Annotated in this window: 23 protein-coding genes; 18 read left to right on the top strand and 5 right to left on the bottom strand. The window is 56.8% G+C overall.

Annotated elements, in window-relative coordinates; all coding sequences use genetic code 11:
• Positions 1 to 169: 169 nt before the first annotated feature.
• The 5 genes from ABYA88_RS09845 to ABYA88_RS09825 form a co-directional block, all read right to left on the bottom strand.
• The gene (locus tag ABYA88_RS09845) at positions 170 to 1,498 is read right to left on the bottom strand and encodes a DUF1329 domain-containing protein (protein ID WP_373186984.1); all 1,329 of its coding nucleotides are present in this window, start codon (positions 1,496 to 1,498) and stop codon (positions 170 to 172) included.
• A 15-nt stretch (positions 1,499 to 1,513) separates the two neighbouring features.
• Positions 1,514 to 3,394, bottom strand: a complete 1,881-nt coding sequence (locus ABYA88_RS09840; RefSeq protein ID WP_373186983.1) for a DUF1302 family protein — start codon at positions 3,392 to 3,394, stop codon at positions 1,514 to 1,516.
• 46 nt (positions 3,395 to 3,440) lie between these two features.
• A complete protein-coding gene (locus ABYA88_RS09835) occupies positions 3,441 to 5,894 on the bottom strand; it encodes an RND family transporter (RefSeq protein WP_373186982.1) in 2,454 nt (817 codons plus the stop codon).
• Between the two features lie 10 nt (positions 5,895 to 5,904).
• On the bottom strand, positions 5,905 to 6,906 hold the full coding sequence (locus tag ABYA88_RS09830; RefSeq protein ID WP_373186981.1) for a YCF48-related protein: 1,002 nt from the start codon (positions 6,904 to 6,906) through the stop codon (positions 5,905 to 5,907).
• Between the two features lie 328 nt (positions 6,907 to 7,234).
• Entirely contained in the window at positions 7,235 to 8,944 is a 1,710-nt protein-coding gene (locus ABYA88_RS09825; RefSeq protein ID WP_373186980.1) for a sigma 54-interacting transcriptional regulator, read from the bottom strand.
• A gap of 370 nt (positions 8,945 to 9,314) precedes the next feature.
• Between ABYA88_RS09825 and ABYA88_RS09820 the strand changes: the two genes are divergently transcribed.
• The 18 genes from ABYA88_RS09820 to ABYA88_RS09735 all read left to right on the top strand — a co-directional run bounded on the left by ABYA88_RS09820 (position 9,315) and on the right by ABYA88_RS09735 (position 23,446).
• On the top strand, positions 9,315 to 9,566 hold the full coding sequence (locus ABYA88_RS09820) for a phenol hydroxylase subunit (RefSeq protein ID WP_373186985.1): 252 nt from the start codon (positions 9,315 to 9,317) through the stop codon (positions 9,564 to 9,566).
• A 47-nt stretch (positions 9,567 to 9,613) separates the two neighbouring features.
• Positions 9,614 to 10,615, top strand: coding sequence for an aromatic/alkene monooxygenase hydroxylase subunit beta (locus ABYA88_RS09815; protein WP_373186978.1), 1,002 nt, complete (start codon positions 9,614 to 9,616; stop codon positions 10,613 to 10,615).
• Positions 10,612 to 10,884, top strand: a complete 273-nt coding sequence (locus tag ABYA88_RS09810) for an MmoB/DmpM family protein (RefSeq protein ID WP_373186977.1) — start codon at positions 10,612 to 10,614, stop codon at positions 10,882 to 10,884. Before ABYA88_RS09815 ends, ABYA88_RS09810 begins: the two co-directional genes overlap by 4 nt.
• Before the next feature lie 11 nt (positions 10,885 to 10,895).
• Positions 10,896 to 12,443 carry an aromatic/alkene/methane monooxygenase hydroxylase/oxygenase subunit alpha gene (locus ABYA88_RS09805; protein WP_373186975.1) on the top strand — a complete coding sequence of 516 codons (1,548 nt, stop codon included), beginning with the start codon at positions 10,896 to 10,898 and terminating at the stop codon, positions 12,441 to 12,443.
• A 74-nt stretch (positions 12,444 to 12,517) separates the two neighbouring features.
• The gene (locus tag ABYA88_RS09800) at positions 12,518 to 12,877 is read left to right on the top strand and encodes a phenol hydroxylase subunit P4 (RefSeq protein WP_373186974.1); all 360 of its coding nucleotides are present in this window, start codon (positions 12,518 to 12,520) and stop codon (positions 12,875 to 12,877) included.
• Between the two features lie 10 nt (positions 12,878 to 12,887).
• Entirely contained in the window at positions 12,888 to 13,949 is a 1,062-nt protein-coding gene (locus tag ABYA88_RS09795; protein WP_373186973.1) for an NADH:ubiquinone reductase (Na(+)-transporting) subunit F, read from the top strand.
• A gap of 58 nt (positions 13,950 to 14,007) precedes the next feature.
• Positions 14,008 to 14,328 (top strand): 2Fe-2S iron-sulfur cluster-binding protein, encoded by a 321-nt coding sequence (locus ABYA88_RS09790; RefSeq protein WP_373186972.1) that lies wholly within the window; start codon positions 14,008 to 14,010, stop codon positions 14,326 to 14,328.
• Positions 14,329 to 14,338: 10 nt separating this feature from the next.
• On the top strand, positions 14,339 to 15,262 hold the full coding sequence (locus ABYA88_RS09785) for a catechol 2,3-dioxygenase (protein WP_373186971.1): 924 nt from the start codon (positions 14,339 to 14,341) through the stop codon (positions 15,260 to 15,262).
• A gap of 31 nt (positions 15,263 to 15,293) precedes the next feature.
• Positions 15,294 to 16,754 carry a 2-hydroxymuconic semialdehyde dehydrogenase gene (locus ABYA88_RS09780; RefSeq protein ID WP_373186970.1) on the top strand — a complete coding sequence of 487 codons (1,461 nt, stop codon included), beginning with the start codon at positions 15,294 to 15,296 and terminating at the stop codon, positions 16,752 to 16,754.
• A gap of 7 nt (positions 16,755 to 16,761) precedes the next feature.
• Positions 16,762 to 17,628, top strand: a complete 867-nt coding sequence (locus ABYA88_RS09775; protein WP_373186968.1) for an alpha/beta fold hydrolase — start codon at positions 16,762 to 16,764, stop codon at positions 17,626 to 17,628.
• 2 nt (positions 17,629 to 17,630) lie between these two features.
• Positions 17,631 to 18,416 carry a 2-oxopent-4-enoate hydratase gene (dmpE, locus tag ABYA88_RS09770; protein ID WP_373186966.1) on the top strand — a complete coding sequence of 262 codons (786 nt, stop codon included), beginning with the start codon at positions 17,631 to 17,633 and terminating at the stop codon, positions 18,414 to 18,416.
• 54 nt (positions 18,417 to 18,470) lie between these two features.
• Positions 18,471 to 19,415, top strand: a complete 945-nt coding sequence (locus ABYA88_RS09765) for an acetaldehyde dehydrogenase (acetylating) (RefSeq protein ID WP_373186965.1) — start codon at positions 18,471 to 18,473, stop codon at positions 19,413 to 19,415.
• An 11-nt stretch (positions 19,416 to 19,426) separates the two neighbouring features.
• Positions 19,427 to 20,464, top strand: a complete 1,038-nt coding sequence (dmpG, locus tag ABYA88_RS09760) for a 4-hydroxy-2-oxovalerate aldolase (protein ID WP_373186964.1) — start codon at positions 19,427 to 19,429, stop codon at positions 20,462 to 20,464.
• Positions 20,461 to 21,264 (top strand): 2-oxo-3-hexenedioate decarboxylase, encoded by an 804-nt coding sequence (gene dmpH / locus ABYA88_RS09755; RefSeq protein WP_373186962.1) that lies wholly within the window; start codon positions 20,461 to 20,463, stop codon positions 21,262 to 21,264. The genes dmpG and dmpH overlap by 4 nt, the downstream gene beginning before the upstream one ends.
• Before the next feature lie 11 nt (positions 21,265 to 21,275).
• Positions 21,276 to 21,467: a 2-hydroxymuconate tautomerase gene (locus ABYA88_RS09750; protein WP_373186961.1), complete on the top strand. Its 192-nt coding sequence runs from the start codon at positions 21,276 to 21,278 to the stop codon at positions 21,465 to 21,467.
• Positions 21,467 to 22,198, top strand: a complete 732-nt coding sequence (locus tag ABYA88_RS09745) for a hypothetical protein (protein WP_373186959.1) — start codon at positions 21,467 to 21,469, stop codon at positions 22,196 to 22,198. The genes ABYA88_RS09750 and ABYA88_RS09745 overlap by 1 nt, the downstream gene beginning before the upstream one ends.
• 18 nt (positions 22,199 to 22,216) lie before the next feature.
• Positions 22,217 to 22,645 carry a heme-binding protein gene (locus ABYA88_RS09740; protein ID WP_373186958.1) on the top strand — a complete coding sequence of 143 codons (429 nt, stop codon included), beginning with the start codon at positions 22,217 to 22,219 and terminating at the stop codon, positions 22,643 to 22,645.
• A gap of 333 nt (positions 22,646 to 22,978) precedes the next feature.
• Positions 22,979 to 23,446, top strand: a complete 468-nt coding sequence (locus ABYA88_RS09735) for an antitoxin Xre/MbcA/ParS toxin-binding domain-containing protein (RefSeq protein ID WP_373186956.1) — start codon at positions 22,979 to 22,981, stop codon at positions 23,444 to 23,446.
• Positions 23,447 to 24,180: the final 734 nt, after the last annotated feature.

Raw genomic sequence — 24,180 nt, 5'->3', positions numbered from 1 at the left:
GCTTCTGGCCGATTGCAGCCTGTACCGACAGCCAGGTAACGGTCAGAAGAGGACCACCGCTACGAGGTAAATAAATGGTTCATCACGCATTGCCGGGGAATTCGTGATGAACCAAAAAAAAGCCCGCATTGCGGGCTTAAAGTCGGAGCAGCCTACTTCACAAACAAAATCAGTTGCCGGTAGCACGCATATGCTGAACGCTGAACATATCCGGCGTGCTTAAACTCGGATTGACCTGACCCTTGAACTGACCGGTGGTGCAATGCATCGCCTGTACGTCAATCATGCTGAAGCTGTCGTCAATTGACACACCTGTCCCCTTGTTGGCAGGCAGGTGATGATCAGGGTGCGCCTGGCCAATGGTGAATGTTTTCCACAGATTGCCGCTTCGGTCATACGAAACTGTGCGGGGAATGGTGAAGGTTTGCGCATCGATGAAATGCACACGCTTGGACAGTGGATGGCTACTGTCAACCGGAGATGCCTCCACTTCATAGACCTTGCGCAGCTGCCAGGTAATGTCCGGGAAACAGCCACCTTGACCACCAAAGGCCACCACTTGATAGCCATCGCTGTCACTGTGGGTTTCCGCATCCAACTGCATGTCATTGTGGTTATAAAACGGCATTAGCATGTGACGGGTGCCCTTGTAACTCCAGTTCATGTCAGAGATACGGCCGTTGTACCCTTCGAAGTCCTCGATCATTAGATCGGAACCAAGGAAGGCATCGGTCACCTGGCCGGTGGCCAGACGACGCACTCGGCGCTGAAAGCCTAGATACAGCCAAGAATTGTCACGCTTGAGATCATCCTGGGCACGGTGAATCAGCAACTGGGTGTTGCGCACGTCATAGGGCTCCAGTACCTGCACGTAGATACCGCGAAACAGCTCTGAGGGATTCGGCGTTACCGCCGGGACTGGCTCGTGGTTGACCCGGCCAGTGAAGTTCAGGAAGTGGAAGTTGAACTTAATGGTCCGCTCCAGCTTGCCCGAATTCATGTCCCGGTACTTCCAGTAGAAAGGCGCAATCGCCGCGCTGTCACCCCAGTTGTAGCCATACTTGTAGTTCCAGGCAAGCTTTTCACCGGCCCTGGGATCACTGGCATCAGGTTCTTCAAGAAATGGCCGGCCGGCAACCCAACCGTTAATTTCGCCTGCCGTGGTGCCAAGAGAGACCTGGCCCAGGCCATTGCGGCTGGCCTCGATATAGCCTGGATGCAGATCAAAGGACGTGGTGTCACCGACGGTGACCTCCAGCCAACCCTGCTCGATAAAATTGGCAAAGGCCGGATCGATGATGTCTTTGAACTGGGCCAGGTTACCCTGGTTGATGACTAAGCCGGCTTGCAGGCCCTCATGAGAGGGCGCTTCATCCTTGTAGGGATGGAAGCTGCTATCTATCAGGGCGTCGTTGGCCAGTACGCTGGCGCTGAACAGACCGGCGACTATGCCTGCGGTCAGGACGGAGTGGGTTGAGTGCTTGAGAGTCTTGTACATTGTTGTTCCTCGTAATCAGAAGCTGTAACGAACGGTCAGCTGCAGTTCGTCTTCTTTTTGTGCCATGCCGATCGGGCCAGCACGGAAGCGTCCCAGCGGTTCATAGCCGCCCAGCCCTAGGCTTTGGCCTTCAGGGTGGCCGGGAAAGGCTGCGGTGAAGGGGTCCCAAGGGTTACAGCTGCGGCAGTCGTCGAACTCGCGTGCCCCGCGCCCTACCTTGATGTTGGCGCCGCCAATGACCTTCAGGCGGTCGTTAACTAGCCATTCGATACTCGGTGCAATGGCGGTGGCTTCGGCCTTGAAATCATGTGCTGCGAGGAGCTGAGGGCTTAAACGGTCATTCATCCACCAGCCCTTGACCAGTAGAGTACCGATAAAGTTGTGCTCCCAATCGGGCATGCCTACCTTGCCCACCAGGCCGTCTTCAACCTGATGTTCATGGATTTTCTGACCGAACAGTTGGCCAGAGAACAGGAATGCGCGCTTGCGGTTGAGGAAGGGCAGAAAGATGTTCTTATCCGCGCCGATCACAAAGCGAGTCACATCGGACTCGGAGTACAGGCGCGACTGCAGGGTATTGGCGAACTCTTCCCCTTCGGTGTGCGCTACTTCCATACGGAACACGGTATCGAGCCCCTGGGCGTAATAATCCAGCGAACCACCAATCATATTGACCCGCGGAAAATGGATGTCGAACGCAATCAGACTCGGCCAAACTGCCGTTTCCCCGGTAAAGCCGTTCTGCGCGACGATACCTCCCCGCAGTGAAGGTAGTTGCGAGCGGTAGGTCAGGGCGTTCAGTGAGAAACCGATGTCCCCATAGACACCTTCCAGCTTGATGCCAAATTGACCATTGGAGAGACTCCATGCGGGCATGTGGGCTTTGCGGATACCAATCTGGCCGGGGCCGAAATCAGTCGCCAGCTCACCGCCGGCGAAGTTGGCGACAGTGCCGCCATTTTCCCAGAGGTTGTTCATGCCACGAAAAAAGCAGGCCGCATCGAGGATGTTGTTGGGCGAGCCGCATTGGCCGATGTCATGCGGGCGGAAACGGTCGAAATTCCAGACGAAGGACAGGTTCAGGTCGTCGAAAATCTCGCCAGGGCCCATGCGGTAGTCCGTCTTCAGGATCCACATCGGGATGCGAATATCCTGCAGTTCGTCGTAGATGTTATTGCGCGAAAAATCCACCGGGTTGATCACGTCAAGCACGCGGAACAGATCGGTGCGACCCCAGACGACCTGCTGCTTGCCCAGGCGGGTGCTGAGAATATGGCCGTTGTCCAGACTGTAGTCGAAGTCCACGTACAGCTCGCGGATGAAGTCCAGGCGATCATTGAATTCGCTGTAGCGCAGATCATCCGTGTCCTTGTCGAGGTAGCCATCGATACAGCCTCGGCTGTCTACGTCACAGGGCTGTACCGGCACGCCGAAGGCTACGCCACCGTCGGTGTCATGCAGGTTCTCACCCAGCACGACCATACCTTCGTTGGGATTGTTGGCCACATCGAAGGTATTGGGTAGCTTCAGTCCGCCGCCATGGGGCACGCTATTGCCACCGCCGATGTTCTCAATCATCACCGGGCCACCAGCATCGCGCCCATATTCGTTCTTGTTCAGATCGTAGACGCCGTCGTAAGTACCGCGTAGTACGGCATTCCATGAGACGTTGTTGAACAGACCGAAGTCGCCGACTTTGCGCTCGGCGTTCAGTTGAAAGGTGTTGCGGAATTTGGACAGTCCCACGCTATCGCGAACGAAGGTGGCATTCTCATAATACCCGCTGTATCTGATCTCCTCATCAGCGATCGCGCTGGCGAGAGGCGTCAGAACCAGACTGGCGCTTCCAAGCAGCGATAGGCTCCAGTGCTTCAGGCCTTTTATTGTTGTTTGCATGGCAGTTCCTCTTGCAGGGTGAATAGGGTGCGCTGACGGGGTGTCGTCAGGAGACGCCCTGTATTAGCCCATCCCCCGCCCCATGCTGGGCAGATGACGGGAATGCGGGGTCGGATTGATCGTCGGCATGCAGCACGCCGTCGTCATCCACGTACACATCGGTAATGAAGTGCGGGCGCATGACCAGGACCCATGCAGGGACCAGCAGCATGGCGGCAATGCCATTGATGACGATCATCACGCACAACAACATGGCCGCGTCGGCCTGGAAGCGCAGGTCAGAGAGGAGCACCCACATGATGATCCCGGCCATCAGGGTGATCGCGGTGAAACTTATCGCCATGCCGGTGGTGGCGATGGAACGCCGTACCGCGTCGCGCAGATCACCGGTCTTGGCCATTTCTTCGCGGATGCGATCCATCATGTAGATTGAATAATCGATGCCTACACCAATACCAACGGCAATCACCGGCACCGTATTGATATCGATGCCCAGCCCGCTGATGCCCATGTAGCCGTAGGTCAGCGCAGTGGCGAAGAACATCGCCAATAACATCATTAGTCCAGCATGCCATGAGGTGTAGAACAACATGACGAAAGCGAAAATCAGCAGGAAGACCAAGGGCAGCACAATCAGATTAGTCTGGAATGCTGACTCGTTCATGGCCGCCGCCACACCCATGGTGCCGCCGGCCAGTCGAATGGTCAGACCTTCAACCTTGCTCTCGTTGGCATCGATCCACTGCTGCGCCATATGCATGGCCCGGCGTATGGTTTCGCCTTGGCGATCCTTGTAGTAAAAAACCAGGTTGGCGATGCGGTCGTCGGTATCGTTGAACTCGTTGAGTGCCCCAGGGATGGGGCTGGAGGCCATGTAGGTGAACATCAGTCCGCCCACATAATCGGCATCGTGGGGGATCTGGAACCAGCGCGGATCATCATTGTGCATCAGCCGGTTGACCTGTTTGACCAGGTCGGGTAATCCCTTGCTGCCGCCTACGCTGGGATCGCCAAGCATATGCGCCTGCAGATCACCCAATGCACGCAGCACCTGCGGGCGCTTCAGTCCGCCAACTTCATCATGCTCGGCGATGATGTACAGCTCCTCCGATCCGGGGAAGCGGTTGTTCACCTCCTTCGAGGAAATATTGTAATCATGCTCGGGGTAGAGGATTGGCGAGCCTGGCTCGGAGTCACCAATGCGCACGTTGGAGGCCGAGATCAGTCCGGCAATAATCGCCAGCGCGGCGATGCCCAGCACAATGGGCGCCGCGCCCGGACGCGACAGGGTGCGCGCACAAGCGCCGCCGACATAGCGCAGGGCGGTTTCGCGCAGTTCAGGGTTCTTTGGCGTGGGCAGGATCGACAGGAGCAGCGGTACGCCAATCAATACTGTGAGGATGACGGTCGACGCCCACAGTGAGGCGTAGATTCCCAGTTTGGTGTTTAGCGCGATGGAGCCGATGGCGATCAACGACAGGCCGACCGCGTCGGATACTACGCCCAGGGATCCGGGACGAAACAGACTCTCAAAAGTTGCGCGGGCGGCCTGCTGGCCGTTACCCAGCACGCGAACCTCGGCGTAATAGCGCTCGACCAGCTGCACGCCATGGCTCATGGCGCGGGCGGCAATCAGAAAGGGGATGACCAGACCCAGCGGATCGAGATTGAAGCCTAGCAGACTGATGATGCCCAGCCCCCAGATCGTCGAGACCATCACGCCGCCCAGCGGGATGAGGACGCCATAGGCCTTGCGGAAATGGAAGATCAGGAGCGCCAGCATGATCAACACCGTGAAGATGAAGATCTGCAGGATCTGGTCCATATAGGTATAGGCCCAGCCGACCAGCACCGGTTGGCCGGTGGCATAGATGGTCATCCCGTCGCGGGCTTCCTTTTCCCGCAGTAGTTGCAGTTGCGCGAAGGTGTTTTCGTAGTCCAGCTGGCTTTCGATCAGCTGCGCCTTGATCAATGCCATCTTGAAGTCGGGTGATACCAGCGGCCCATAGATCCGCGGATTGGCGGCCACATCAGCGCGCATATTGGCCAATTGCTCTTCGCTGTATCCATCCTGCTGGGCGTCGAAATAGGGCTCGGAATTGATCGAACCAACCTCGGTTAACCAGATCTTGCGCGAGTTGCGATGGGTCACGCTGGTGACCAGGTTATGGTTGACGCCGGGCAGGTTGTCGACCGCGTGGGTGATGCGGTCGATGGTGGCCAGGTTGTCGTTGCTGAAGATGTCGCCCTCCTCAAAGGCAACACCCACCACCAGCACGTTGGCGCCACCAAAGCTGTCCTTGATGCTGTTGTGCAGCTCGATGTAGGGATGCTGCTGGGGCAGCAGGTCGGCAAAATCGGTATAGATCTTCAGCCCCGGTATGCGCAGGGCAAACAGCAGGGTGAGTAGTGCAATGGCGACCAGTACCTTGCGCGGATTGTGGAAAATCCACACTTCGAGGCCGTGCATGGCATGGGTAAAACGGTGCATTCCAGGCATGTCGGTATCCTCAATCAGTGCTGGCCGCCAGGGCCTTTGGGAGTGGGATGTTCAGCAGTAGCCCACGGCCGCCGGCGGCCAGCAGATGCTGGTTGGGCAGCAAGCGTCCGGCGCGCAGGTACAGTGGCTGGTCTGGGGTGGGCAGGGACGCCCAGCGTTGTCCGTGCAGTTGCAGTACGGTGGCGTTCTCGCCCACCGCATAGAGATCTTGTGGTCCATCGATAAAACCGAAAACCGGCGCTTCCGTACCGGTGGGCTGGCGTTGCCAGGTTTCCCCGGCATCGCGGGTGTGCCAGATGAAACCGTTCAGTCCACCCACCCACCCCTGGTCCAGGGATCTGTAGTGGCTGGCGTGGGGATAGAACTCATCCGGCAGGCTGCCGGAGGGCTCCCAGCTGCGACCCCCGTCCTGGGTAATGAACCGTAAGCCGTACTCGCCGCTGACAATCGCCTGCTTGGCACTGACGAATTGCAGCGTGGTGAAAATGGCGTCTTCGTCGAAGCTGATCTCGCCCCAGCTCTGACCTTGATCGGCGCTATTCTGCAATGTGCTGAATGCACCGGCGGCCCACCAGCTGCCATCTGGCGCGCAGGTAGCTGCCATCATCTGCTCACTGCTGGGTAATGCGTGAGCGATCCAGTTCTGCGCTTGGGCATCGGCGTGCCAAATCTGGTTATCGAAGCTCAAGGCAATAAAACTGCCATCCGGGCAGACATCCAGATCGATCAGACTCATGTCGGTGGACAACTGCTGGCGCTGCCATTGTTGGCCATTGTCCAGGCTGCTGACCACGACGCCCTGATTGCCTACCAACAGGGTGACCTCAGCGTTGCTGGCCATGGCCTGGTAGAAATCAGTGCGCTGGTTAGGTTGCTCTGCCTGCCGAGCGACTGCGTCCAGATCAAGCGCGGCCTCGCAGCCGATCAATAGAGCGCCAAGGCTGGCCAGAGCGAGAGGGGGGGAAAAACGATTGAACGGCGGGCGCGCAGCGCGCCATAGGGCATCAAGCATGTTACGTCACCACTGTTTTGTTTTTGTATAAGCAAAGCGACTAAACAGCTTGTAGCAACGGCCATGCCAGCACAGCTCTTGGTGGCGTATTCGTGATGCAGGTGGTTGTTATATATGAATTTTTATGATTGGTGAGGCTTCTTCGTGTTGCTGGGAGTGAGCATCGTCTGCGGGTGTTTTTACCAATTGATCAAAGCTGCAGGTGTGCTTTCTCTTTTGATCAAATGCACAGAAGCGGCGCTAGTCGTTTAGAAACCAGCGAGGAATGGATAGCCGGTCAGGGAGTTCAAGCGGGCTGTAAATTCGCTATGAAAAATGCACTAGTGCGCTAGGGCAAGGGCGAAGCGTCGATTTTCTTTAATCGATAGGCCAGCGCCGGGCGACTCAGGCCGAGCAGCCTGGCGGCCTGGGAGACATTCTGTTGAGCCATGTCCATGGCTTTATGCATCAGTTGCTGCTCCAGCACTTCAAGGCTGATGCCCTCGGCGATGATGCGACTGGCCCAGTCACCATCCACCGCAGACGTCGATTGCACATCGACCAGCTGCCCGGTCGCGCTCAGTCGTTCTTCGTGTTTGCACTCGGGGTTGTCGGGAAATACCGCAAACAGTGAATCCTGGCTGATTGATTCATTATTGTCGGTCAGTATCACGCCGCGTTCGAGGACGTTTTCCAGCTCGCGAATATTCCCCGGCCAGCGGTAATGCAGACACAGCTCGAGTGCCTTGTCGGAAATTCCCAATGTACGTTTGTTATATTCACCATGGAATTTGTTCAGGAAATGCTCGGCCAGCAGCGGTAGATCCTCAAGGCGCTCGCGCAGGGGTGGAATCTTTACCGGGAACACATTCAAGCGGTAGTAAAGGTCAGCACGGAAACGGCCGTTTTCTACGGCCTCGGCCAGGGATTCGTTGGTTGCGGCAATCACGCGCACATCAACCGATCGGGTACGCGCATCACCCACCCGTTCCAGCTCGCCTTCCTGCAGCACACGTAGCAGCGTAGCCTGGGCGCGGGGTGACAGCTCGATCACCTCGTCAAGGAAAATGGTGCCGCCATTGGCTCTTTCGAAGCGGCCGTGGCGTGACTGACTGGCGCCGGTATAGGCGCCTTTTTCGACACCGAACAGTTCGGCCTCAATCAGATCAGGCGGTATTGCCGCGCAATTGACCGCTACGAAGGGTTGTTCGGCTCGCTCGCTGCGCAGGTGCACGCTGCGGGCGATGACCTCCTTGCCAACACCGGTTTCGCCCAGCAATAGCACCGAGACCTTACCCTTGGCGGCCTTGTCGATCATCTGGCACACGGATTTATAGGCGTGTGACTGGCCTATCCCGTAGTACTGCCCCTGCTGTTTTTCCAGGCTGGTACGCAATGAGCTCAATTGACTCTGCAGATCGTAAAGTTCCTCTATGATCGGGTCGCTGCGAAAGTACTGTTGGAATGCCTCAGCATCTTCCCACTCCTCTGCGGGCTTACCGACAATCAGGCACTTCTCGTCCCCGCGGCCCCGGCACTGAGTTTCGCGGAAAATGATTTCCTGGCCCATGAACGAGGAAGTATAGGCACACGCATAGCCGAGCAGGGACCAGCATGCAGGTTCATTCATCATGCCCAATTCGGTCTGGCAGATTTCCACTTCGAAGGAGTCGATCCATTCCAGCTCACCGTAGAAATGGCCGGATTCCATGTCCAGATCGATCTGAATTGGTCGTACCTTGACCATGCCCTTGAGTGAATGCAGCTGCGGGCCGGCGAGAAAAATATCCAGCTCACTGCAGTGCGGACGCAGGTGTCTGGCCAGCTCGGCGTCCTTGACCCCGGACTGGTAGCCCATGCGCATGAAGAATCCCTTGGCGCGCTCGATTCCCAGGCTGTTGACCAGTTCGCGGCGGAAGTTGGCCATGGCTGAGACCTGCATCAACAGCATGCGCTGCTCCCCGAACCAGATCTTTCCCTCGGCGCTTTGGAAGCGGATCTGCTCGCTCAGGTCTACATAATCCGCGTACTGGACATGGGGCTTGTAGCTGATCGCCATGGCGTCTGCCTATTTTTATTAGCGGGGTGTTGCCGGCTCTAAATATCTCATGGGTGAGCCATGCGTCGGCAGTTTTATTTTTTTATCTTTTACTCGCATTCACCCAAAAATCAACCAAATGATGAAAAGTGCTGCGCCGCACTCGTGGGCTGAGCATTTGCGTGCATGCCATCGTGCATTTGATCAAATGATAAAAAAAAGCGGATTTTCAGCGGATTTGTTTTTTGTTGAAGACGCGTTGATTTACCTGGATAAAAAGAAAAATCTTTTGTTAACAATGACATGGATGGATATTTCGACAGGGTCCTGGTTCTTGGCACAAGCGTTGCTCTATTGCTTCCACACAACAACAAGCACAGGTGACAGCGCTATGAGTCAACCCGCACAAACCTTTGATCAGATGCCGCGATATGTTCGCGTGCGCAGTGAGCCCGGTGCCCGCCTGGTCGAGTTCGACTTTGCCATCGGCTATCCCGATCTGTTTGTTGAGTTGGTCCTTCCCAGTGCGGCGTTCGAGCATTTTTGCCAGCACAACCATGTGCAGCATATGAGCGAAGAGATGGCTCGGATAGTGGATGAGGAGATGGTCAAGTGGCGTTTTGGTGAGCACGGAAGCCGCTGATCCAACTGGTTCGCACACCCTTACAACAACAATACGGTAGCGTTGATATGAGCATTGAAATCAAGACCAATTCGGTCGAGCCGATTCGCAATACCTACAGCAACATCAAGCGGCGCTTCGGCGACAAGCCGGCAAGCCGTTATCAGGAAGCCAGTTTCGACATCGAAGCGGTGACCAATTTCCATTACAAACCGCTGTGGGATCCTGAGCACATGCTCAATGATCCGACCCGCACCTGTATCCGCATGGCGGACTGGCACAGCGTAACCGATCCCCGTCAGTTCTATTACGGCGCCTATGTTCAGAACCGCGCCAAGATGCAGGAAGCCACCGAGCACAGCTACAGTTTCTGCGAAAAGCGTGGCCTGATCACTCGGCTGCCGGTAGCCCTGCAAGAAACCCTTTTGCGTTTTCTGGTGCCGCTGCGGCATGTCGAGCTGGGCGCGAACATGAACAACAGTGGTATTGCTGGCGATTGCATCGCCGGCACTGTGACCCAGATGCATATTTATCAGGCCATGGATCGGCTGGGGGCAGGGCAGTATCTGTCGCGCATTGCGCTGATCATCGATGGCGGTACCGGCGAAGCGCTGGACCGCTCGAAAACCTACTGGATGGATGATGCGCTGTGGCAGCCCATGCGCCGGTTGGTCGAAGACACGCTGGTGATCAAGGACTGGTTCGAATTGAGCCTGACGCAGAACTTGATCATTGATGGCCTGCTCTACCCCTTGATGTATCAGGAGTTCGATCAATGGCTGGACCAGCAGGGTGCGGCCGATGTGTCGATGCTCACCGAGTTCATGCGTGATTGGTCCAAGGAGACCGTGCGCTGGGTCGATGCCATGGTCAAGACCGTGATGGCCGAGAGCGAAACCAATGCGGTCCAGCTGCAGGCGTGGGTGACCCAGTGGGAGCCACGTGCTTATGAAGCGTTGGCTCCACTGGCCGACGCCAGCGTGGGCCGTGAGGCACTGGATACCGTGCGCGCCCAATTCGCCACGCGGCTGAAAAAGCTTGGCCTTAACAGCCAGGGAGTACAGGCATGAGCCAGCTCGCTTTTATCGTCTTTCAGGATAACGACAACGCCCGTTACATCGTGGAAGCCATTGCGCAGGACAACCCCCACGCCGAAGTGCAGCACCAACCCGCGATGATCCGTATCCAGGCCGAAAAGCGCCTGGTAATCAACCGAGCCACGGTTGAAGAGAAGATCGGCCGGGAATGGGACGTTCAGGAGATGCTTCTGGATGTGATCAGCATCGGCGGCAACGTGGATGAGGATGAAGATCATTTCATTCTCGAGTGGAAAAATTAGGAGATCGGATCATGGCGACCAACAAGAAGAAACTCAGTCTCAAAGACAAGTACCAGTACCTGACCCGCGACATGGCCTGGGAGCCCAGCTACCAGTCGAAAAAGGACATTTTCCCGCAGGAAGATTTCGAAGGCATCAAGATTACTGATTGGGACAAGTGGGAGGATCCCTTCCGGCTGACCATGGATGCCTACTGGAAATACCAGGCCGAAAAGGAGAAGAAGCTGTATGCGATCTTCGATGCCTTTGCCCAGAACAACGGTCACCAGAATATTTCTGACGCGCGCTACGTCAATGCGTTGAAGTTGTTTCTGACCGGCGTCTCACCGCTCGAGTACGGTGCCTTTCAAGGCTATGCGAAGGTTGGCCGGCAGTTCAGCGGCGCCGGAGCGCGGACCGCTTGCCAGATGCAGGCGATTGACGAGTTGCGTCACGTGCAGACGCAGATTCATGCCATGAGCCATTACAACAAGCACTTCAATGGCCTGCATGATTTTGCCCACATGCATGACCGCGTCTGGTTTCTTTCGGTGCCCAAGTCGTTCTTTGATGATGCGCGCAGTGCCGGCCCGTTCGAATTTCTGACGGCAATCTCGTTTTCTTTCGAGTATGTCCTGACCAACCTGCTGTTTGTGCCCTTCATGTCTGGCGCCGCCTATAACGGCGACATGGCCACGGTGACCTTCGGCTTCTCCGCGCAATCCGATGAAGCCCGGCACATGACACTGGGTCTAGAGGTGATCAAGTTCATGCTCGAACAGCATGAAGACAACGTGCCGATCATCCAGCACTGGATCGACAAGTGGTTCTGGCGCGGTTATCGGCTGTTGAGCCTGGTCAGCATGATGATGGACTACATGCTGCCGAACAAGGTGATGTCCTGGAAGGACGCCTGGGAGGTGTATTACGAGCAGAACGGTAGCGCGTTGTTCAAGGATCTGGAGCGCTACGGTATTCGCCCGCCCAAATATCAGGATGAGGCGAACAAGGGCAAGGATCACATCAGCCACCAGCTGTGGTCAACCTTCTACCAGTACAGCCAGGCTACCAACTTCCATACCTGGATCCCTAGTGAAGAGGAAATGAACTGGCTCTCGGAGCAATACCCGGACACCTTCGATCAATACTACCGTCCGCGCTTCGAGCATTGGCAGGCGTTGCAGGAAAAGGGTGAGCGTTTCTACAACACCACTCTGCCGCAACTGTGCCAAGTGTGCCAGGTACCAGCTCTGTTCACCGAGCCGGATGATCCGACCAAGCTAAGTCACCGCAGTCTGGAGCATGAGGGCGAGCGCTACCACTTCTGCTCGGATGGGTGTTGCGACATCTTCCAATACGAACCGGAGAAATACATTCAGGCCTGGTTGCCAGTGCACCAGATCTACCAGGGCAACTGCGAAGGCGCGGATGTCGAAACGGTGGTGACCAAGTACTACCACATTGGTGCCGGCCAGGACAATTTCGAGTACCTGGGTTCACCCGATCACAAACGCTGGCAGGCCATCAAGGGTCAGAAGCCCCTCGAACCACAGGCTGCCAAGCCCAAGAACGCGGCCTGAGCTACGCGAACTTTGCCATCCGGCGGGGGTATGCACCTTCGTCGGATCAATTAGAACAAGAAGAGGAACGCATCATGAGCGTCAAAGCCATATCCGAGTACATCACCCAGCCGAAGGACACGGTGGCCAACTTCAACGGTATGCAGGTGGTCTATGTGCACTGGGAAAAACACTTGATGTACTGCTCACCCTTCGCTTTTCTGGTGGCGCCTGACATGACGCTGGGGGATTTTTTCAGCGGTGTTTTGCGTCCCGCCATCGTCGCGCATCCGGACAGCGCCCAAGTGGACTTTGCCCAGGCGCAATGGCAGCTGAACGACCAGCCATTCAACCCCGATGTCGCTGCCGGTCTGTTGGCTCAGGGCATTGATCACAAGAGCATGCTCACGCTGACCACTCCGGGTCTGAACGGCATCAACGGTTGCGCCAGCTGAGGTCGAATCTATGAGTTACTCACTGACTATCGAACCGATCGGCGAGCAGATTGACGTCGAAGAAGGCCAGACCATCTTGCAGGCGGCGCTGCGCCAGGGCGTGTGGTTGCCCTTTGCCTGCGGCCACGGCACCTGTGCTACCTGCAAGATTCAGGTGGTCGAGGGCGATGTGGACATTGGTGAAGCCTCACCCTTTGCGCTGATGGATAGCGAGCGTGACGAGGGTAAGGTGTTGGCCTGCTGCGCTACGCTGCAGAGCGATGCAGTGATTGAAGCCGATATTGATGTGGACGACGATTTTGAAGGCTACCCGGTTGAGGATTACGTCGCCACGGTAACCCGCATTGTCACGTTGTCGCCCACCATCAAGGGGGTGCACCTGAAGCTCGTCCGGCCGATGACCTTTCAGGCCGGGCAGTACATCAACCTGGTACTGCCGGGAATCGAGGGCAGTCGCGCATTCTCGCTGGCCAACCCGCCCAGCCGCGCTGACGAGGTTGAGTTGCATATTCGTTTGGTCGAAGGCGGCGCTGCGACCACACATGTTCACCAGCAGCTTGAGGTGGGTGACCAGCTCGGCCTCTCTGGGCCCTACGGTCAATATTTTGTGCGCCGTTCGCAGCCTGGCGATCTGATCTTTATCGCCGGCGGCTCGGGTCTGTCGAGCCCGCAAGCGATGATTCTCGACCTGCTTGAGCACGGCGATACCCGTCAGATGACCCTGTTCCAGGGCGCGCGTAATCGCGATGAACTGTACAACCGTGAACTATTCGAGCAGCTGGCCGCCAAGCACAGCAACTTCACTTATGTACCGGCGCTGAGCCAGGCAGACGATGACGCTGATTGGGCCGGTTTTCGCGGCTATGTGCATGAAGCGGCGAAGGAACATTTTGCCGGCCGCTTTGCTGGCAACAAGGCTTACCTCTGTGGCCCGCCGCCGATGATTGACTCAGCTATCAGTGCTTTGATGCAGGGTCGCTTGTTCGAACGCGATATTTTTATGGAGCGCTTCTTCACGGCAGCCGACGGCGCTGAGGAGACCACCCGGTCGGCACTGTTCAAGAAAATCTGATCGCAGGGTCCCCGGATCGAGAAATATCTGCCGAGAAACATCAGTCGAGAAAAATAATATGACGGTGAATTACGAGATTACCGAGCAGGCCAGCGGCACTTGCTTCAACTGTAATCCTGAGCAAAGTGTGCTCAAGGCTATGGAGCAGCATAGCTTGCGCTGCGTTCCAGTAGGTTGTCGCGGAGGTGGCTGCGGTCTGTGCAAGGTTCGGGTGCTTAAAGGTGAGTATCAGTGTGGGCCGATGAGCCGCAAGCATGTTCCCGAATCAGCTTTGGCCTGCGGTGAGGTGTTGGCCTGCCGCCTCTACCCACTCAGCGATCTGACGATTGAATGCCGTACGCCCAAGGCGGCGGTCGTGACACAACAACAAATCCAATGAGGTACTGGTCATGAAAAAAGGTGTAATGCGCCCCGGTCACGTGCAGCTGCGCGTACTCGATATGGATGCTGCGGTTAAACACTATACGGAGCTGATGGGTCTGATCGAAATGGATCGTGACCAGCAGGGCCGGGTTTATTTGAAAGCCTGGACTGAAGTCGACAAATACTCGGTTGTGTTGCGTCCCGCAGACGAGCCCGGTATGGATTTTATGGGCTTCAAATGTGTCAGCGAAGAGGCGTTGGATGCGCTGCGCGCCGGGCTGGTCGCCTTTGGCTGCGAAGTACAGGACATCCCCGCCGGAGAACTGCAGGACTGCGGCCGCCGGGTACGCTTTGTAGCTCCCACCGGGCACAGCTTCGAGCTGTTTGCAACCAAGCAGCAGACCGGTAAATGGGGCGTAAACAATCGTAATCCTGAAGCATGGCCACGCGATCTGAGCGGTATGAAAGCCACCCGCTTTGATCATTGCCTACTGTATGGCCCGAATCTGTTGCAAACCTATGAGCTGTTCCGTGATGTGTTGGGTTTTGATCTCGCCGAGCAGGTGTTGACCCCGGACGGGACGCGCATAGCACAGTTTCTTTCCGTGAGTACCAAGGCTCATGACGTGGCCTTTATCGAACATCCAGAACCGAACAAGTTTCATCACGCCTCGTTCTACCTGGATACCTGGAACGACGTGTTGCGTGCGGCAGATCTGATCTCGATGACCGATACCTCAATCGATATCGGACCAACTCGCCACGGCCTGACTCATGGCCAGACCATCTACTTTTTTGACCCGTCCGGTAACCGCAACGAAGTGTTCGCCGGTGGCGACTACCACTATCCGGATCATGAGCCTGTGACTTGGGATGCCGGCGAACTAGGCAAAGCTATTTTCTATCACGACCGGGTTCTTAACGAACGTTTCCTGACCGTACTTACCTGATCTTTTTGTTTGTAACCAGGATTGCGCAGCTATGAAAGATATAAAACATTTTATCAACGGCGAGTACGTCGGTTCGGCCAGCGGTAAGACCTTCGATAACGTTAATCCAGCCAATGGCCACGTACTGAGTCGCGTGCATGAAGCGGGCCGCGATGAGGTTAACGCGGCTGTGGCAGCCGCTCGCGCAGCCTTCAAGGGGCCTTGGGGCCAAATGACGGTAGACCAGCGCACCGCGATACTGCACAAGGTCGCAGACGGCATCAATGCACGCTTTGACGAGTTTCTCGACGCTGAATGCCAGGACACCGGTAAGCCGAAGTCACTGGCCAGCCATATTGACATTCCGCGTGGCGCAGCCAATTTCAAGGTCTTCGCTGACTTGATCAAGAACGTGCCCACCGAGTCCTTCGAGATGCCCACTCCGGATGGAACAGGCGCATTGAACTACGGCATTCGGCGGCCCAAGGGTGTCATCGGGGTAATCAGTCCGTGGAATTTGCCGCTGCTGCTGATGACCTGGAAAGTCGGCCCGGCCCTTGCGTGCGGTAACACTGTGGTGGTCAAGCCCTCGGAAGAAACCCCCACTACCACGGCGCTGCTGGGCGAAGTGATGAAAGCGGCTGGTGTCCCTGACGGGGTCTATAACGTGGTGCACGGTTTCGGTGGCAACTCTGCTGGCGCCTTCCTCACCGAACACCCGGATGTGGATGCATTCACCTTTACCGGTGAGACCGGAACCGGTGAGACCATCATGAAGGCGGCTGCCAAAGGCGTGCGTCAAGTATCCCTGGAACTGGGTGGCAAGAACGCCGGCATCGTCTTTGCCGATTGCGATATGGACAAGGCCATCGAAGGCACCCTGCGCTCGGCCTTCGCCAACTGCGGTCAGGTGTGTCTGGGCACCGAGCGGGTGTATGTCGAGCGGTCGATCTTCGACGAATTCGTTTCCCGCTTAAAAGCCGGTGCGGAAAGTCTGGTGATCGGTCCACCGGACGATGAAACCAGTAATTTCGGCCCGCTGATCAGTCTCAAGCACCGCGAAAAGGTGCTGTCCTACTACCAGAAGGCCCGTGACGAGGGTGCCACGGTGATTACCGGTGGCGGCGTACCGGATATGCCCGCTGAGCTGGCGCACGGTGCCTGGGTGCAGCCGACTATCTGGACCGGCCTGAAGGATGATTCGCCGGTGGTGACCGAAGAGATCTTCGGGCCCTGCTGCCATATCCGCCCGTTCGACAGCGAAGCTGAAGCCATCGAACTGGCCAACAGCTTGCCCTTTGGCCTGGCATCGGCAATCTGGAGCGAAAATGTGACCCGCGCGCACCGCGTAGCAGCACAGGTCGAGGCCGGCATTGTCTGGGTCAACAGCTGGTTCCTGCGGGACCTGCGTACCTCCTTCGGTGGCAGCAAGCAATCGGGCATCGGCCGCGAGGGGGGTGTGCACTCGCTGGAGTTTTACACCGAACTGAAAAATATCTGCATCAAGCTATGAGGCGGCCATGAACGCACCACTGAATACCCAACCGACTAGCCCTGAACTGGGCCGAGAAATTCTCGCCGCTGGTTATCGCACCAATGTCCACGACAACGGCAAGGGTTTCCCGGTCATGTTGATTCACGGTTCTGGCCCCGGCGTCACGGCCTGGGCCAATTGGCGGCTGATCATGCCGGAGCTGGCACAACAGCACCGTGTCGTGGCCCCGGACATGCTCGGGTTCGGCTATAGCGAGCGCCCGGAGACGCCCAATTACTGCCGTGATAGCTGGGTTGAGCATGCCATCGGTGTGCTTGATGCATTGGGCATCGAGCAAGCCGACCTGGTCGGCAACTCCTTTGGTGGCGGCATCGCTCTAGCGCTGGCGATCAAATACCCCCAGCGCGTGCGGCGACTGGTGCTGATGGGCAGCGCCGGCGTCAGCTTCCCCATTACCAAGGGTCTGGATGAGGTCTGGGGTTATGAGCCGTCCTTCGCCAGCATGCGCCGGCTGATGGATGTATTTGCCTACGATCGCAATTTGGTGACCGACGAACTGGCCGAGCTGCGCTATCAGGCCAGTATTCGTCCTGGCTTTCAGGAATCTTTCGCGCAGATGTTCCCGGCCCCACGCCAGCGCTGGGTGGATGGTCTGGCCAGTGATCCGGCGGCGATCCGTGCTGTGGACCACGAGACGTTGGTCATCCACGGCCGTGAAGATCTGGTGATTCCGCTGCAAACCTCGCTCGATCTCGTCAATTTGATCAAGCGTGCACAGCTGCATGTGTTCGGCCAGTGTGGACACTGGACCCAGATTGAACATGCCGGTCGTTTCGCTCGACTGGTCAATGACTTCCTCAATGAAGCGGACGCCGCTGCAGGAGCGCACTAACTATGGAACAGCAACAGATCGAACAACTCGGCGATGAGCTGTATCAGGCCATGCTCAAGCGCGAGATGGTTAGCCCGCTGACCAGTCGGGGCTTTGATATAAGTATCGATGACGCCTACCACATTTCCCTGCGCATGCTGCAGCGGCGTCTTGACGCCGGTGAGCGGGTCATCGGCAAGAAGATCGGCGTCACCAGCAAGGCAGTGCAGAACATGCTGAATGTACATCAGCCGGATTTCGGCTTTCTGACCGACGCCATGGTCTACAACAGCGGTGAAGCAGTGCCAATCAGTCAGCGGCTGATCCAGCCCCGCGCTGAGGGTGAAATCGCTTTCATCCTGAAAAAAGATCTGACCGGTCCAGGCGTTACCAACGCTGACGTGCTGGCCGCGACCGAGTGTGTGATGCCGTGTTTCGAGATCGTCGATTCGCGCATTCAGGACTGGAAGATCGCGATCGAGGATACCGTTTCCGACAATGCCTCCTGCGGTCTCTTTGTGCTGGGTGATCAGGCGGTATCCCCTCGCAAGATCGACCTCGTAACCTGCGGCATGGTGGTAGAGAAGAACGGCCAGGTGCTCAGCACCGGCGCAGGCGCGGCAGCACTCGGTTCGCCTGTCAATTGCGTGGCCTGGCTGGCGAATACCCTGGGTAGGTTTGGTATTTCACTTAAAGCCGGCGAGGTCATTCTCTCTGGTTCGCTGGTACCGCTGGAGCCGGTCAAGGCCGGTGACTTTATGCGCGTGGATATCGGTGGTATGGGCAGCGCCAGCGTGAGATTCGTTTGACCTGCATTGTGGGTCGTTAGCACAGACAGCATTTCCCCAAGAGGGTAATACATCATGAGCAAGAAACTGAAAGCCGCGATCATCGGTTCGGGCAATATCGGCACCGACCTGATGATCAAGATTTTGCGCAACAGCAAGCATATCGCCATGGGCGCTATGGTCGGTATCGATCCGAAGTCTGACGGCCTGGCCCGCGCTGCACGCATGGGCGTGGCCACGACGGCTGAAGGCGTGGACGGTTTGGTCAAGATGCCGGAGTTTAGCGATATCGACTTTATCTTTGATGCCACCTCAGCCGGTGCGCACATGCACAACGAGGTTTTTCTGCGCGGCCACAAGCCGGGCCTGCGGATCATCGACCTGACCCCGGCGGCCATCGGGCCTTATTGTGTGCCGGTGGTAAACCTAGAACAGAACATCAACGAAACCAACGTCAACATGGTTACCTGCGGCGGCCAGGCGACGATTCCGATGGTCGCCGCTGTGTCTCGCGTAGCCAAGGTGCACTATGGCGAAATTGTCGCCTCGATCAGTAGCAAGTCCGCTGGCCCGGGTACCCGCGCCAATATCGACGAGTTCACCGAAACCACTTCCAAGGCCATTGAAGTGGTTGGTGGTGCCAAGCGCGGCAAGGCGATCATTATCATGAACCCGGCCGAGCCGCCGCTGATCATGCGTGACACTGTGTATGTGTTGAGCGAGCGGGCTGACCAGGCCGCAGTTGAGGCCTCGGTAGAGGAAATGGTTCAGGCGGTGAACAGCTACGTGCCGGGCTATCGCTTGAAGCAAAAAGTCCAGTTCGATGTGATCCCCGAAGACCGGCCGCTTAACATCCCCGGCTTGGGTCATCTGAGTGGGCTGAAGACCTCGATCTTCCTCGAAGTCGAAGGCGCCGCCCATTACCTGCCGGCCTACGCCGGTAATCTCGACATCATGACCTCCGCAGCGCTGGCTACCGCCGAGCGTATGGCGCAGTCGATGAACCAGGCCAAGGCTTAAGGAGCTCCGTCATGACCTTCAATCCCGGTAAGAAACTCTATATTTCCGACGTAACGCTGCGTGACGGCAGCCATGCCATCCGCCACCAGTATTCGATCAAGAACGTGCAGGACATCGCCCGTGCGCTGGACAAGGCCAAGGTCGACTCCATCGAAGTCGCCCACGGCGATGGCCTGCAGGGCTCCAGCTTCAACTACGGCTTTGGCGCACATACCGATTTGGAATGGATCGAAGCAGTGGCCGAAGTGATCAGCCACGCCAAGATCGCCACGCTGCTGCTGCCTGGTATCGGTACCACCCATGATTTGGATAACGCCTTTAGCGCCGGCGCTCGTATCGTGCGGGTGGCCACTCATTGCACCGAGGCCGATGTCTCCAAACAGCATATCGAGCACGCCCGAAAACTCGGCATGGACACTGTCGGCTTTCTGATGATGAGCCATATGCAAACCCCGCAGGGCCTGGCGCAACAGGCGAAGATGATGGAAGACTACGGCGCTACCTGCTTGTACGTAGTCGACTCCGGCGGCGCGATGAGCATGCAGGATATACGCGAGCGCTTCCGCGCACTTAAAGATGTGCTCAAGCCCGAGACCCACACCGGCATGCACGCCCACCATAACCTTAGCCTGGGTGTGGCCAACTCCATTGTTGCGGTAGAAGAGGGCTGTGACCGGATCGACGCCAGCCTTGCCGGCATGGGCGCTGGTGCCGGCAATGCACCGCTGGAAGTCTTTATCGCCGCCGCCGAACGTCTGGGTTGGGAGCACGGTACCGACCTGTACACGCTGATGGACGCTGCCGACGATATCGTCCGCCCATTGCAGGATCGTCCGGTGCGGGTTGACCGCGAAACCTTGGCGCTAGGTTATGCCGGGGTCTATTCGAGCTTTTTGCGCCATTCCGAAGTGGCCGCAGCAAAATATGGCCTCAAGGCCGTAGACATTCTCGTCGAGCTGGGCAGGCGGCGCATGGTCGGTGGCCAGGAAGACATGATCGTAGACGTGGCGCTGGACTTACTGGCTGCCCGCAAGGAGCATTCAGCATGAAAGATCAACAACGTACCCTGACACGTGAACAGGTATTGGCGCTGGCCGAGCATGTGGAAAACGCCGAGCTCAATCGCCAGGATATTACCAAGATCACCAATGACTACCCGGACATGACCTTTGCCGACGCCTACGATATTCAGTGGGAAATCCGTCGCCGCAAGGAAGCCCGCGGCAACAAGGTGGTCGGTCTGAAAATGGGCCTGACCTCCTGGGCAAAGATGGCGCAGATGGGCGTTGAAACGCCAATATACGGCTTTTTGGCTGATTATTTCAGCGTGCCGGATGGCGGCGTGGTGAATACTGCGGAGTTGATTCATCCGAAGATCGAGGCGGAAATTTCCTTCGTCACCAAAGCCCTACTGAAAGGGCCGGGTTGCCATATCGGTGATGTGCTCGCGGCGACCGATTATGTAGTACCCACGGTCGAGGTGATCGATTCGCGCTACGAGAACTTCAAGTTCGATCTGATCAGCGTGGTGGCCGACAACGCGTCTTCAACACGCTTTATCACCGGCGGTCAGGTGGCCAGTGTTGAGGACGTCGACCTGAAGAACTTTGGCGTAGTAGTCGAGAAGAATGGTGAGGTAGTGGATGTCGGTGCCGGTGCCGCAGTACTTGGCCACCCAGCCTCCAGCGTGGCCATGCTGGCCAATCTGTTGGCCGAGCGTGGCGAGCATATCCCAGCCGGCACCTTCATCATGACCGGAGGCATCACCGCTGCGATCTCGGTACAAGCCGGGGACAATATCACCGTACGTTATCAGGGGCTGGGCAGTGTTTCCGCCCGCTTTGTCTGAGGAGACTGATTATGCCAATTGCACAGCTGCATATTCTTGAAGGGCGTACCGACGAGCAGAAGGAAGTGCTGATCCGCGAAGTCAGCGATGCGATTGCTCGTGCGCTGGATGCGCCGCTGCCGAGTATCCGGGTCATCATCAGTGAAATGCCCAAAGCGCACTTCGGTATCGGTGGTGAACCGGCCAGCAAGGTCAGGCGCTGATGATCAGGGTGGGCTTGCAGCAACCGGTAACGCACAAGCGCTTGCCGGTGTTGTATCTATCCTGCCGCGATAGTCTAGCTGATGCCCCACGCTCGCTGTCACTCATTGGCCGACTGGTGGACTCCAAGAATCGGATTGACGCGGTGGTGTTTATCACCGCCAGCGCCGATTCAGGCCAGCCGCATTTACTTGGTCCGGCCAGTGCCGGACCTCTCAAGGGCCAGTTGAGCGCAAGGCTGTCCAAACTTGGGTATCCGCTGGTCCGCCATGGAAACACTTCTACGAGCGTAGTGGCTTTGGCGTCGATGTTGTTCGAGCAACCGCCAGTCGATTATATCGAGCTGCGCCTGAGCGTCGCCATGAACATGGAGCAGTGCCGCGAGCTGGGCCAGGCCCTGCAAGGCTGGCGTGAATCTAAGGTGTTACTAGTCTGTCTTGATCACGTACCGCTTGGTGTTGAGCCGCATGGCTACCGCAGCCCGCATGATCCTTACTGGCGCAACCTGATGAATCAATGGGTAGATGAGCAGCGGTGGTATGAGGCTCTATCGGATAGTGCGCTTCAGGCGCACCCCAGCCCCGAGCATCGGCAGCGCAGCCTGGATGATGCGTCTCTTTGCCTGTTGCACACGGCATTCGGTTTGGGCGGTCTGCGATTACCCGAGCGCCTGTTCGGGTTTGATCTGGACGATAACCAGCGCGCGCTGTCAGGCTACGGATGGATGAGCTGAACTAAACGGGGGCAACTGATGAGCATTACCGTGCTGGCGCAGGGCCTGCGCTGGGAATTGGCGTTGAAGGCCGTAGAAGCGGCTACTAGGAAGGCGCTGGAGTTGAATATTCTGATCAATGTGTCAGTGGTTGATCAGGCTGGAATTCCACTGTCCTTTGCGCGTATGAATGGCTCCTTCCTGCATTCAGCCGATATCGCCACTGACAAAGCCTACACCGCTGCCAGCTTTGGCTTTCCTACCAGCGAATGGATACAGATTCTGGACGCTAATCCGGCTATGCGTCTAGGCTTTCCGCAACGTCCACGGCTAGTGGTATTTGGAGGCGGGCTGCCGATCAAGGTTGACGGCCAGTGCGTTGGAGGTATTGGGGTTTCAGGGGGGTCCGAAGATCAGGATGAGCTGTGTGCCAGGGCTGGATTGGAAGAGATTTTGAATCAGGTCTGACCCGTTGGTCGGGGACTTGCATCGATGTCTTTTGATGCGGATTAAGCTGCATTTATAACAACAATAATTCAGCGGGACCATGAGTCTCCATCCGAACTCCATACGGCTGCTTTTTTCCAGTCCTCCAGTACTGTCGACTAGCGATTACGGCGAGGCCGAGCAGTTGCTCAATCATAATCTTGATGAATCACGCCGGGCCGTTCCGCAGCATACCGGTGCTGGCGCGGACATTCGGATTACGCGGGAAGCTCTGCCGGATATCAAGCTGTTCGGTGCATGCTGGGGGGGTGCTATCCTCTAATGCGGGTAGACTGTTGCTTAGAGGGACTCTAAATGCCAGGCTCGAAAGACCATCTAGGTGATCATCCTGTAAGCTTGGGAGCGGACGCCCACGGCTTTTGGATTATTGCCAAAAAGCTATTTCTGATGACCGAGCGTGAGCGGATTCGGGGAATTCGATCAGGATTTGACGTTACCTGGCTATTTGCCGCCAAAACGGCTTTCAATCTAGATGATTCGGCGATTTCCAGCTTTGCAGGTATGTCTGTGAAGACGCTTCGGCGACGACTGAAAAAGGCGATACTGCTCGGTTCACCAGCTTCTGAACGATTTGACCGACTGGCTCAGTTGGCGGTGCTCTCAGAAATTGTTTTTGAGGCTCGGAGCGCAGCCAGGGGCTGGATGATCACCCCTAATGATAGCCTGGGTGGTGAAGCACCTCTTTTTCTTTGTAGAACCGAGCTTGGAGGTCGTCAAGCTTCCCGAGTGCTCCGTGCTATTGAATGGGGTGGTGTTGTCTGACGCGGCCTCGTGACAGGTCCCGTCTCTCAGATTTAACCAAATCCCGGCGCACGTTTGTGGTGTATCCAATGAGCAGAGCGGGCGAGAGAGATTTCCCTTCTTGCTTGAGCGCTACTGGTCGACAGCACCAACGGGTCAGGTACAGATTAACGGGCTTGCTCCCGGTACCTCCACTTGGCTTACATGCTGCCCCGAGATTCCAGAGGGTGGCCAGACCGGAAAACTTCGCAGGATTTCGGTCACAGATAGGAATGGCTAGAAGGTGGCTAAGGATCTTCCCGCTCAGGGAATTGTAAGAGAGAATCAAGGTTGGTCAGGTAAACCAAGCTACAGTGTTACCTGGACTCATGGCCACGTGCCCGCTCTGAGCGGGTAGCTGCACGGCGATGGTTTGCAAAGGCATGTACATATCAACTTATGGAGCGAGTCGTATGACCATAAAACCAGGACCAAAGCCTATAGCTGACTCTACTGGCAAAAAAGACCAGCGTCGTCGTGTTACACCAGAAAATCAGCCCAAGCATCCAGATCTGGACGTACACAAGCACAAGAAAGGCAAGTGATTTAACGCCCCGCAGCATGCTGCGGGGCTTGGAACCATTACAGCCGGCGTAAATCTAGAGACCCTCAGCTAGGTTAGGGGCTAACGGGTAATCATCCCCTCAGAACTTCACAGCATTTGATGCCCCCAAGCTGTTCTGCCTCCTAGTAGCCTTACCTATCCTCTGTAAAAG

The organism is Halopseudomonas sp. (assembly GCF_041579695.1).
In the GTDB taxonomy this organism is placed as follows: Bacteria; Pseudomonadota; Gammaproteobacteria; order Pseudomonadales; family Pseudomonadaceae; genus Halopseudomonas.
This window is presented reverse-complemented; position numbering and strand designations above follow the sequence as displayed.

Bases quoted from the DNA above. Each gene is read 5' to 3' on its own strand.
- ABYA88_RS09845 (WP_373186984.1), bottom strand. From the start codon at position 1,498: ATGTACAAGACTCTCAAGCACTCAACCCACTCCGTCCTGACCGCAGGC.
- ABYA88_RS09840 (WP_373186983.1), bottom strand. From the start codon at position 3,394: ATGCAAACAACAATAAAAGGCCTGAAGCACTGGAGCCTATCGCTGCTT.
- ABYA88_RS09835 (WP_373186982.1), bottom strand. From the start codon at position 5,894: ATGCCTGGAATGCACCGTTTTACCCATGCCATGCACGGCCTCGAAGTG.
- ABYA88_RS09830 (WP_373186981.1), bottom strand. From the start codon at position 6,906: ATGCTTGATGCCCTATGGCGCGCTGCGCGCCCGCCGTTCAATCGTTTT.
- ABYA88_RS09825 (WP_373186980.1), bottom strand. From the start codon at position 8,944: ATGGCGATCAGCTACAAGCCCCATGTCCAGTACGCGGATTATGTAGAC.
- ABYA88_RS09820 (WP_373186985.1), top strand. From the start codon at position 9,315: ATGAGTCAACCCGCACAAACCTTTGATCAGATGCCGCGATATGTTCGC.
- ABYA88_RS09815 (WP_373186978.1), top strand. From the start codon at position 9,614: ATGAGCATTGAAATCAAGACCAATTCGGTCGAGCCGATTCGCAATACC.
- ABYA88_RS09810 (WP_373186977.1), top strand. From the start codon at position 10,612: ATGAGCCAGCTCGCTTTTATCGTCTTTCAGGATAACGACAACGCCCGT.
- ABYA88_RS09805 (WP_373186975.1), top strand. From the start codon at position 10,896: ATGGCGACCAACAAGAAGAAACTCAGTCTCAAAGACAAGTACCAGTAC.
- ABYA88_RS09800 (WP_373186974.1), top strand. From the start codon at position 12,518: ATGAGCGTCAAAGCCATATCCGAGTACATCACCCAGCCGAAGGACACG.
- ABYA88_RS09795 (WP_373186973.1), top strand. From the start codon at position 12,888: ATGAGTTACTCACTGACTATCGAACCGATCGGCGAGCAGATTGACGTC.
- ABYA88_RS09790 (WP_373186972.1), top strand. From the start codon at position 14,008: ATGACGGTGAATTACGAGATTACCGAGCAGGCCAGCGGCACTTGCTTC.
- ABYA88_RS09785 (WP_373186971.1), top strand. From the start codon at position 14,339: ATGAAAAAAGGTGTAATGCGCCCCGGTCACGTGCAGCTGCGCGTACTC.
- ABYA88_RS09780 (WP_373186970.1), top strand. From the start codon at position 15,294: ATGAAAGATATAAAACATTTTATCAACGGCGAGTACGTCGGTTCGGCC.
- ABYA88_RS09775 (WP_373186968.1), top strand. From the start codon at position 16,762: ATGAACGCACCACTGAATACCCAACCGACTAGCCCTGAACTGGGCCGA.
- dmpE (WP_373186966.1), top strand. From the start codon at position 17,631: ATGGAACAGCAACAGATCGAACAACTCGGCGATGAGCTGTATCAGGCC.
- ABYA88_RS09765 (WP_373186965.1), top strand. From the start codon at position 18,471: ATGAGCAAGAAACTGAAAGCCGCGATCATCGGTTCGGGCAATATCGGC.
- dmpG (WP_373186964.1), top strand. From the start codon at position 19,427: ATGACCTTCAATCCCGGTAAGAAACTCTATATTTCCGACGTAACGCTG.
- dmpH (WP_373186962.1), top strand. From the start codon at position 20,461: ATGAAAGATCAACAACGTACCCTGACACGTGAACAGGTATTGGCGCTG.
- ABYA88_RS09750 (WP_373186961.1), top strand. From the start codon at position 21,276: ATGCCAATTGCACAGCTGCATATTCTTGAAGGGCGTACCGACGAGCAG.
- ABYA88_RS09745 (WP_373186959.1), top strand. From the start codon at position 21,467: ATGATCAGGGTGGGCTTGCAGCAACCGGTAACGCACAAGCGCTTGCCG.
- ABYA88_RS09740 (WP_373186958.1), top strand. From the start codon at position 22,217: ATGAGCATTACCGTGCTGGCGCAGGGCCTGCGCTGGGAATTGGCGTTG.
- ABYA88_RS09735 (WP_373186956.1), top strand. From the start codon at position 22,979: ATGCCAGGCTCGAAAGACCATCTAGGTGATCATCCTGTAAGCTTGGGA.